Source organism: Bradyrhizobium uaiense (genome assembly GCF_010811875.1).
In the GTDB taxonomy this organism is placed as follows: Bacteria; Pseudomonadota; Alphaproteobacteria; order Rhizobiales; family Xanthobacteraceae; genus Bradyrhizobium; species Bradyrhizobium uaiense.
In genome coordinates, this window is sequence record NZ_VKHP01000328.1 from 1 (window position 1) to 9067 (window position 9067).

General features: G+C 63.9%; 8 protein-coding genes and 1 pseudogene. 1 reads left to right on the forward strand and 8 read right to left on the reverse strand.

Annotated elements, in window-relative coordinates; genetic code table 11:
• The first annotated feature begins 32 nt into the window (after positions 1 to 32).
• Positions 33 to 278, forward strand: coding sequence for a hypothetical protein (locus FNJ47_RS42225; protein ID WP_163162218.1), 246 nt, complete (start codon positions 33 to 35; stop codon positions 276 to 278).
• A gap of 120 nt (positions 279 to 398) precedes the next feature.
• Here the strand turns inward: FNJ47_RS42225 and FNJ47_RS42230 are convergent, their stop codons facing one another.
• The 8 genes and pseudogenes from FNJ47_RS42230 to FNJ47_RS42265 form a co-directional block, all read right to left on the reverse strand.
• Positions 399 to 1571 carry a glycosyltransferase gene (locus FNJ47_RS42230; RefSeq protein ID WP_163162220.1) on the reverse strand — a complete coding sequence of 391 codons (1173 nt, stop codon included), beginning with the start codon at positions 1569 to 1571 and terminating at the stop codon, positions 399 to 401.
• Positions 1568 to 2497, reverse strand: a complete 930-nt coding sequence (locus tag FNJ47_RS42235; RefSeq protein ID WP_163162222.1) for an NAD-dependent epimerase/dehydratase family protein — start codon at positions 2495 to 2497, stop codon at positions 1568 to 1570. Before FNJ47_RS42235 ends, FNJ47_RS42230 begins: the two co-directional genes overlap by 4 nt.
• Positions 2498 to 2500: 3 nt before the next feature.
• Entirely contained in the window at positions 2501 to 3352 is an 852-nt protein-coding gene (locus FNJ47_RS42240; RefSeq protein WP_163162224.1) for a class I SAM-dependent methyltransferase, read from the reverse strand.
• Complete coding sequence (locus FNJ47_RS42245; RefSeq protein WP_163162226.1) at positions 3342 to 3911, reverse strand: acyltransferase; 570 nt, start codon at positions 3909 to 3911, stop codon at positions 3342 to 3344. Before FNJ47_RS42245 ends, FNJ47_RS42240 begins: the two co-directional genes overlap by 11 nt.
• Positions 3908 to 4747 carry a methyltransferase domain-containing protein gene (locus FNJ47_RS42250; RefSeq protein ID WP_163162228.1) on the reverse strand — a complete coding sequence of 280 codons (840 nt, stop codon included), beginning with the start codon at positions 4745 to 4747 and terminating at the stop codon, positions 3908 to 3910. The genes FNJ47_RS42245 and FNJ47_RS42250 overlap by 4 nt, the downstream gene beginning before the upstream one ends.
• 45 nt (positions 4748 to 4792) lie before the next feature.
• The gene (locus FNJ47_RS42255; protein WP_163162230.1) at positions 4793 to 5890 is read right to left on the reverse strand and encodes a glycosyltransferase family protein; all 1098 of its coding nucleotides are present in this window, start codon (positions 5888 to 5890) and stop codon (positions 4793 to 4795) included.
• 3 nt (positions 5891 to 5893) lie between these two features.
• A complete protein-coding gene (asnB, locus tag FNJ47_RS42260) occupies positions 5894 to 7732 on the reverse strand; it encodes an asparagine synthase (glutamine-hydrolyzing) (protein ID WP_163162232.1) in 1839 nt (612 codons plus the stop codon).
• A 2-nt stretch (positions 7733 to 7734) separates the two neighbouring features.
• Positions 7735 to 8898, reverse strand: a pseudogene (locus FNJ47_RS42265) (lipopolysaccharide biosynthesis protein); the annotation flags it as partial.
• Between the last annotated feature and the right edge of the window lie 169 nt (positions 8899 to 9067).

Here is a 9067-nt window from a genome sequence, read left to right on the forward strand (position 1 = left end):
GTCCTTGATAAGGAAACATGCTACGGGGAGCCATGAGCGATCTCATTCGACTTCGATACAACACGATGGCCCACGAAACGCCGAACGGCGAACTGAAGTGGCGCGTCATTTTGGAGGCCGGCTGCGGGTTTGAGGAGGTGCTCGTCAAAGAGCTAGTCCTCAACGTGCCGTCGTTTTCAAAGAGCGACGAATTGCCTGTCGTCGGACGCAAGCATCACATGGCCTGCCGTGGCAGGTTCAGCGTGAAGGACGGGATCGGGTACGTCGATCCAGAATGAGGACGCGGGCGCAGCTGCCCCAACCATCCCATTGCGATCCGCAGACGGCCACCAGAGACTTCTCCCTGCCCGTCTTCACGTCGGGAACGTCCTTGTCCGATCGCTGCTCGCCCCTCGCCTCTATCTTTGGACCGGTTCACCGGCAGCCTGTCGCATCGTGGCTGCAAAGCTTGCCGCGAAGGCTCCGACGCGATCGTCCTGGAGCGCGACGACATCGCGAACCACAAGCCCATGGGCGTCCCGTGAAGTCTGCATCAGGTGGTCCGCCAGCGCCACCGGATCATCGACGCCGAAATAACGGGCACCACCCGAGGTCTGCTCGCGGTGCACGTCGATATCCGACAGGATCATGGGAACGCCGAACGATTTCGCCTCCTCGACAGTCGTGCTCCATCCCTCGAAGCGCGACGGGTTGAGCAGTGCGGTTGAAGCCCGCAACAACGCGTAGACATGCGGCAATGGGATCACGCCGAGGTGCCGGAAGTGCGCTTCCAGGCCACGCTTTTGGACGATGGAATTGACCAGATCATAGTAGCCCGGCTCGCGCCGATCCTCCGTGCTGCCGGAAGCACAGACCACCACGTTGGTGCCTCGTTCTTTCAGGATCGTCAGCGCATCGACCACGAGTTGGTGGTTCTTGTGGCGGTAGAACTGATTGGGCAGGTAGAAATAGCTTTCCGGCAGGCCGTAGCTCGCGATTACTTCCGAGGGTGCCGTGTTCAGGAATGCAGCCGACGGCTGGGTCGCAAAGCGCACGACGCTGACGCGATTTCTTGCATGCGGATAGTAGGCCTTGAAATCCCGGAAGGCGCTCTCGCTGCTCAGCATGATGGTTCGCCCGGACGCGATCTGAACGCGAAAGCCGATCTCGCGGCGCCAACGCGCCGTCGTTGGAAACAGCTGAGGCAGCGAACGGTGCTGCAGGTCCGGAATCCACGCCACCGCCGGGATAGCCAGCCGCCAGCCGAAGAAGCGCGCGGCTTCAACAACGACATCGACACGCGCGGCACGAAACGCCGCCGCGGCTCCGCGGTCCAGACCAAGCCCGAGCGCCGCAGCCAACCCCGGCTGTCCGTCGAATGCCTCCGATCGGACGACCTCGACACCTGGTATCGCGGCAAGCTCAGCGAGTTCATTCTCGTCGGCTCCAGTCCCGGCAAAGACCACCGGAACGAATTCGCCGGGCAGAAACCGCGCGAGTGCCGCGAACAGATTGCGCTGATAATTGTACCCGCCGGCCCAAAGCCGTCGCGATATATGACCGAACGCGAACCGCAATGGGCGGGACGTCACGAAGCCTGCCCTTTGAACCAGGTCACGTAATCGGCAAGGCCCTGATCGAGCGGAATGCGCCAGTCGAACCCGACACGGCGCAGCATTGCATCGTCGGCCAACAGGCTCGCGGGATCACCGGGTCGGCTTATTCCCGAGTACCGCACAACGGTCTTGCTGCCCCACTGCCGGATGAGGCCGGCTGCGATGTCGGCAACGCTGGTCCCGCGGCCTGACCCGCCATTGATGATCCGGAAGGTTTCCTGCGACGACGGTTCCGCGACGCTGGCAAGCAGCCGCGCGACATCGCGAACGTCGGTCCAGTCGCGGATTTCGTTGCCCGTCCCGCCGAGCGTCAGCTCCTGCTCCCTGGCTTGCAGCCGGGAGCAAATGTCGAAGAGCAACTGCTTGCGCAGATTGGGTCCATAGACCGAGAACAGCCGCACGACAGTGCAGCGGATGCCGAACGACTGCGCGTAGCTCCGGCACAATTGCTCCATCATGGACTTGTGCTGCCCATAGGGCGACATCGGAGTTGGGACGGCACTTTCAGCGATCGGACCGAAATGGTCGGCTCCATAAACGGCCGCACTCGACGCCGCGATCACGGCGCAGTTCGGCGCCGATCCGCGCAGCCATTCGAGCAGCCGCGCCGTGCTCGCGACAGTCCGCGAAAAATCCTCGAACGGCCGTTCGATCGAGACGCCGACGGACGATCCGCCGGCCAGGTGAAAGACGCGTCCCGGCAGCCCGTGTGCGGCCGCGAGCGCGTTCAGATTGGCCGCATCGATCTCACCGTTGACCCAGCTCCGCAAGCCAAGCTGTCGGGCTTCCGTTGCGTCGAGCGCACCGTGACCGACGCCATGCACCGCATGGCCCGCTCCCGCCAGTTGATGCACGAGATGGCGGCCGATGAAGCCGTTCGCGCCGGTAACCCAGACGATCATCGCTCAGGCCTTGTGACAGACAAAGGAGTAGAGCCGGCCCGGTCGATTGTCGAAACGTTCGGCAATCGAGAGCAGCGAGCCGAAGACTTGGCGCGGCGCCAGCGCGGTTCGCCACAGCGGAGCCACCGGAAACTTCTGCGACAATTTGGTCACGATCGCGGCGCGCAGGGTCTCCTGCGTATAAGGGAACAGGTTGATCGGGCTTTGCAACGGCGCCAGCGTGTCGATCGCGGAAAATCCCGCGCTCACCAGCGCGCCAGTGTAGCGCTCAAGCAGGAAGGCATGTTCGCCGCCATAGAGATGATGCAGCGGATGCTGCGCGAGGAACTGCGGAAGATCCGCCTCCTTGCTGATGACATGCTCGCGCGCGGCGATCAGCAGGCCGCCCGGCCGCAGCACGCGAAACATCTCGCGGCACGCCCCTTCGAGGTCGCGCGTATGATGCAGCACGGCGCGGGCAAACACCAGATCGAATGCCGCATCGTCGAACGGCAGCCGCTCGGAAAATTCCTCGACCACCCGGATCGGCAGCTGGGTCTGCTGCGCCAGATCCCGGATCGCCGCCGCCCCGACGATCGCGCTGGGATCCGGCTCCAGCGCCGTCACGGCAAAGCCGTTCCTCGCGAGCGCGTAGCTCGCAATGCCGCGGCCGGCGCCAACGTCGAGCGCGGTGCCGGACCGGCCGGTGAGCAGCGCGGCGACCGCCTGCCACTCGGAGCTCCGGAAATAGCGTTCAGCAGCGCCAGCCAGGGGATCGTCGTAAAATGCGTCAAGCACGAGCTGGTGCTGGTCGGGCTGATTGCGCAGCCAGACCACCGCTTCCTCCCAGGTGGTAAACTTGCGCTCACCGTTCATCGGGGCCAAGCTCCCTCACCAGAACGGCCGGATTGCCCGCCACGATCGAGAACGGCGCGACATCCCTTGTGACGACCGCGCCTGCCGCGACGATTGCGCCCTGCCCGACCGTCACCCCGCGCAACACCATCGCAGCCGCGCCGATCCAGGCATCATCGCAAATCTTAACCGGGCTCTCGTCAAGCGAGATATCGTCCGGATGGCCGCGCGTGAAAATCTGCTGGACCTGCCGGTGCCGCTCCGCCGCCCGCAGCGGGTGCGTGAGATTGTCGAACACATTCGCCGAATGCGAGATCAGGACGCGATTGCCGATCTCGATCGAGGCCGCCGACCAGATCCGGGTTCCCTCTCCGACGTAGCACCACTCGCCGATTTGGATATCGCCACCATGCGCGAAGGTCAGGAGCTCACCCAGGATGCGACTGTTGCGGCCGACGACGATCTTGTCGGAATCGCCGCGGATGTTTCTGATCCTGGCATCGCGGCCGAGCGCCGCGTCTTCCTGCAGCCGGCACGTCGCGCGACCGATCAGTCGCTGGATCAGGTAATCGAAATTCATGCCGTCAACTGCAGGCAAGCGACGGCGCGCGACGACGCAGCAAGGTCATCGCCCTGTCCCTTGCCGGTGTGGATGTCGAATACTGTCGCCTCGGCGAGCGCCTCGGCGCTCTGGCGCGACCAGCCTTGTCGCGAATAGCCGAAATAGTCGACATGATAAGATGCCGCGCCGAATGCCTCGATGATCCGTTCGATCATGGCAAGGTCGAACACCTGATACCAACCGAGATTCTCGCGCCTGCCGAACGGCACGGAGATCAAGCAGGTCCCACCGGGCTTGAGAATGCGCTTGAATTCCTTCACTGCCGGAACGAAGCCGTCCCGATCTGTCTCGGCGTCGCGCGCATCGCCCGTGTAAAGCATCTGATTGTCGAGGCCGATATGCTCGATCGTCGAAATGCTGGCGACGGTGTCAAAGACATGATCGCCGAACATCGTCTTCCGAAGATCGCCGAACACATAGGAATAGCCATCATGCCAATAGCAACGCCGCTCCGGCGCCAGCGTCATGATGGTGAGATCCGCGCCACGCAGCGGCGGACGTTGCAGCAGGAAGTCGTGGTTGAACGTCGATCCCGCGTCCAGCATCTTGCCGACATTGTTCAAGCGGCCATAGACCCAGGGATATTCCACCACACGCTCGTCCATGGCGACGCCGTAGCCAGGCGGAAGCTCCTTTCCCGCCTGAAGCAGGCCAGCGTCGATGGCCGCGGTGATGGTATCGCGCTTGGCCGTCTGATAGCCCGGGCCGAACGGCCGCGGCCGCAATCTGAACAGCGGCACGGCAAGTCCGTCGGCAACCCATTTCAGCTGATAGATCAAGTCACTTGCAGACATCATTCCGGTCCGATCGCCCGCCCTCCGGCCGGCTCTTTGCCCCATCTAGCACGGCTCAATCCGCGCGACGAGATCGATAAACTTTGCCCATTGTACGGCTTTGCCATAAGTCTCCTGTACACGGCTCTGGCCGGATGCAGCGACCCCGGCCCATTGCGGCCAATCCTGCAGGCTGCTTGAGATCGCCTCGACGGCCCTTTCCGGAGTATCATAGGTGCGCATCGTGACGCCGTCCTGCATTGCCTCCGGATAATTGCCCGCATCCGACACGAGCAGCGACCCGCAGCCCATTGCCTCGAAGCAGCGCATATTGCCGCGATCGTTGCCGGCCATGTCGATCGCGCCGTTGAGCACGATCTTCGCTGATCCGAATAGTTCATAGAGATCCCGGCCGAACAGCGGCATCCTTGCGATTCGCGCGATGACCTCGGGGCGCCGGTGCTTCGCGAGCGGCAGCAATCGGCCGACCGCGCTTTCCGCAAGCCGTGTCAGCCGCGAGGCATCGAGGCAGAACACGATGTTGCGCTCAGCCGCCAGAGCCGCGACCTGTTCGAGCGTCCGGCCGCGCGCGCTATGGTGCCGTGAATATCCACCAACGAATGCCACGTCGATCGGCCGTTCGCCGTGGCCGTACTGCTCCATGACGGGATCGATAGCGGGGAAGAACAGCTCTGCCCGGCAGCCCTTGCCGCGCCACGCCTCGAGGATCGAGGGGAAATTTCCGAGCACCGCGCCATAGGCGCTCAGGTCGGCATTTCCCGAGGGCGCCGCGCGCCAGCACAGCGTCTTCTTCACACAGCCGGGAAGCCTGGCGACGAACGCACTCGGAAAGCGCACCGGATCGAGATTGTAGAACACCTCGGTTCCGTGATGCTCGATCTGCGCCAGCAGAATGGCCTCGAGCGTCGGCGTCCCCTGCATGCCTTGCTCACGCGCCCACTGGCGCTGCAGCACTTCGTCGTCGGCATTGGTGAAGAAGGCTTCGGGGGCGCCGTCGAGCACCGGCTTGAGAAAATGCGCTGCGCCAAAGCGATCGTGCAGGAACACGTCGCGCCGCGCCGCGAAGGTCGATGCCTTTGCCGCAAGCTGGTTCAGCCGCGGCAGATAGGACGGATAGAGACCGCTATTCTGGAACAGACGCATTGGTTACGCGGTCCTCGCCAACATCCATTTCATGTTCAGGTATGGCCAGATCCGGCCGACGGATTCCCAATCCCAGCTTTGCGACGCCGTCAAGCGGCCGACCACCGTTCGAAGCGGCGCTTCGTCGACGAACTCGGCAAATGCCGGGACATTCCGATTGAGCAATTCCGCGGTCCAGCCTGCCAACGGTCCGTTCAGCCATTCAGGCATCGGCGAATTGAAGCCGACCTTGCGGCGCGCGGTGCGGATGCTTTCGGGCATCAGGTTCGCCATCGCCTGCCGCGCCACCACCTTGGTCATGCCATCGGCCGATTTGCTCGTTTCCGGCAGTGCCATTGTATAGGTCACCAGCCGCCAGTCCATGAACGGCATGCGGACCTCGATCCCGTGCGCCATCGAGAGCCGGTCGAAATTGCGCAGGATGGTCGGCAGCGTGGTCGAGTGGAACATCCGATAGAGACGCCGGTTCAGCGCACCCCACGTATCTGGCAACTCGTCATCCTCGGCGACCAGCGGCAGCGGCGCCGGCATCGCCATCAGGCCTCCCCGCAGGAAATAGTGCCCTTGGCGCCTGATCATCTGCGCCCGCAGGAAGTCGATGCCGCGCTGCGCCAGTTGCGATCGTGACGTGAGCGCAGCGGCAGCGTTCCGGATCCGGAATGCGGTCGACTGCCCCTCCTGCAGATAGGCCCCCATCAATTCGTCCGCCCCGTGGCCGTCGAGCGACACGGTGACATTCTGGCGGCGGAGCTCGCGATAGATCAACCACGGCGCGCTCGGCAACCCGATATAGACGTCGTCGTTGTCGTCGAGTATCCGGTCAAGGTCGGTGAGCGCGTCGGAACGACCGATCTCGAGAAAGCTCGGCGCCACGTCGGCCCACGCGGCCGCCTCCTCTGCCATCGGCCGCTCGTCATTGCCGGCGCCCGGAAAGGTCGCGACAAAGGCGTGCCGCCAGGCGGTCGAGTCGCGCGGCCCCATGCCGGCCTTCTCATGGCTCGCCATGGCGCAGATCACCGCGGACGAGTCAAAGCCGCCGGACAGGCAGGTGCCGATCGGAACGTCGCTGCGCATGCGGAGCGCGACGGAATCCTGAAACAGCTCGCGAAAGCGCGCGACGCGTTCGGCTTCGGTATCTGGGATATCAGGCAGGTGATCCACCGTCCGCCACCAGCGGCGCACCTGCACCCGCCCCTGACGCAGCCACATGCAGTGGCCGCCCTGGAGGCGGCGCAATTGCGTGAACAGGGTCCGCTCGCTGCCTTCGATCCCGAACGGGTCAAGCAACAGCCTCCGCGCCACGTCGACGTCGAGCGACGTCTCAACCAGCCTGCTCCGCGCCAGCGCCCGCTGCTCGGAGGCGAACACGAACCGCTCGGATGAGAGCGCGTACAGCATCGGCTTGATACCGAAGCGGTCGCGCGCAAGAAACAGATCATCGGTGACCGTGTCGTAGATCGCCAGCGCCCACATGCCGTTGAAGCGCAGCAGCATGTCTTCGCCCCACGCCTGCCAGGCGGCAAGGATCACTTCGGTATCGGACTGGCTGCGGAACACGGCGCCCTTCGCCTCGAGCTCGCGGCGGAGTTCCAGGAAGTTGTAGATCTCGCCATTGTAGACGATCACATGGCGGCCATCGCCCGATGCCATCGGCTGATAGCCGCCCTCGCCGGGATCGATGATCGCGAGCCGGCGATGGCCGAAGGCGACGTTTCGCTTGGCGTTGAACCAGATGCCTTCACCGAACGGCCCGCGATGCGCGATCAAGCTGGTCAGCCGCGAGATCTCGGCCGGCTCCACGGGATTGCCCCGAAGATTGACGATGCCTGCGATACCACACATGTCTAGGCGGCCTTGAAGGGCAAGAAGCGGGTGATGATGATGCGGAGATCCCGCCAGCAGACGGCGCGATAGGGACCCAGCTGCGACACGGCAACGGCGGCGACAAAGATCGCCGCCGCCGATACGCCGTAGAGCGACACCACATACCACCATGACGGCGCGTGGTCGAACGACACATGGCCAAGCTGAGAGCGCAGTGCCAGCGCAATGGCGACGCCCGTGCCGAGCGGGATCAAGACGAAATGCACCATGCGCGACCACATCCCTGCGAGCCGGAACGTTCGCCGCAACAGCAGCACCGTGATCACCATCTGCGCGGCCATGCCGGCACAGGAGCTCCAGCCGGCCGCCTGCCAGCCGAAAAACGGCAACGCGACGGCGCTGGTCGCCAGCGTGAAAATGCCCGTGACGAGCGAGATCAGCGCGTTGTAGCTGGAGCGTCCCTGCGACAGCAGATAGAATGCAAACACGTTGGCGCTCGACCCCAATATCCCGCTGATCGCTAGCACCACCAGCACCAGCTGTGCCTCGGCGGCGACCTCGGCGCCGGTCCATCGATACAGCAGCGCGCCTGCGACCGGGATCAGGCCGCCCAGCGCGCTCGCGGCAAGCACATTGAGAATCCAGGACGAGCGAAGCAGGAGGTCGACCTTGCGATCATCGTCTTCCTTCTGCAGCGTGCTGAAGAACGGGAACAAGATCTCGCCGATCTTCAACACACCGATATAGACCGCCTCCTCCAGCCGCTGCGCGACGCTGTAGAAGCCGACGAATTGCGGCTGCAGCAGCGCGCCGAGCAGATAGCGGTCCGCCTGTCCGGCAAACAGCGCGCCGCTTTGTGCCGCAACCTGCCAGCCGCCGAGCTTGACCAACGCGCGCAGCGTACTGCGATCGAGCGCCGGCCATGCCAGCCAGTCACTGATTGCATGCCGCGACCAGGCGGACGCCATCAGGAGATTCGTTGCGAAGCCCAATGCCTGACAGCCGAGGAAGGTCGAGGCGCGCGGCGCGTACGGGATGAGCAGCAGCATCGACATCGTCGTCACCACAGTGCCCGTGATGCTGATCGACGCGATCCGCCGATAGTCCTGACGCGCCGTGAACAGCGAGAGGAAGACCGCGAACACGCACTGGCACAGCCATCCGGCACCGGCCAAGGCGAAGGCAAGCCCGAGGTCGTCGGCGGCCGGGCCGCCGACGACCTCGGGCTTGCCTTCGCCTTGGCCGGTGCCGGTCCTGTCTCTCTTTCACAACTGACGCACCCGCCGATCGACACTTTTCTTAACTCGCTTGTGCGTATGCGTCTCATAACAACAAAACTGATTAGTTGATATT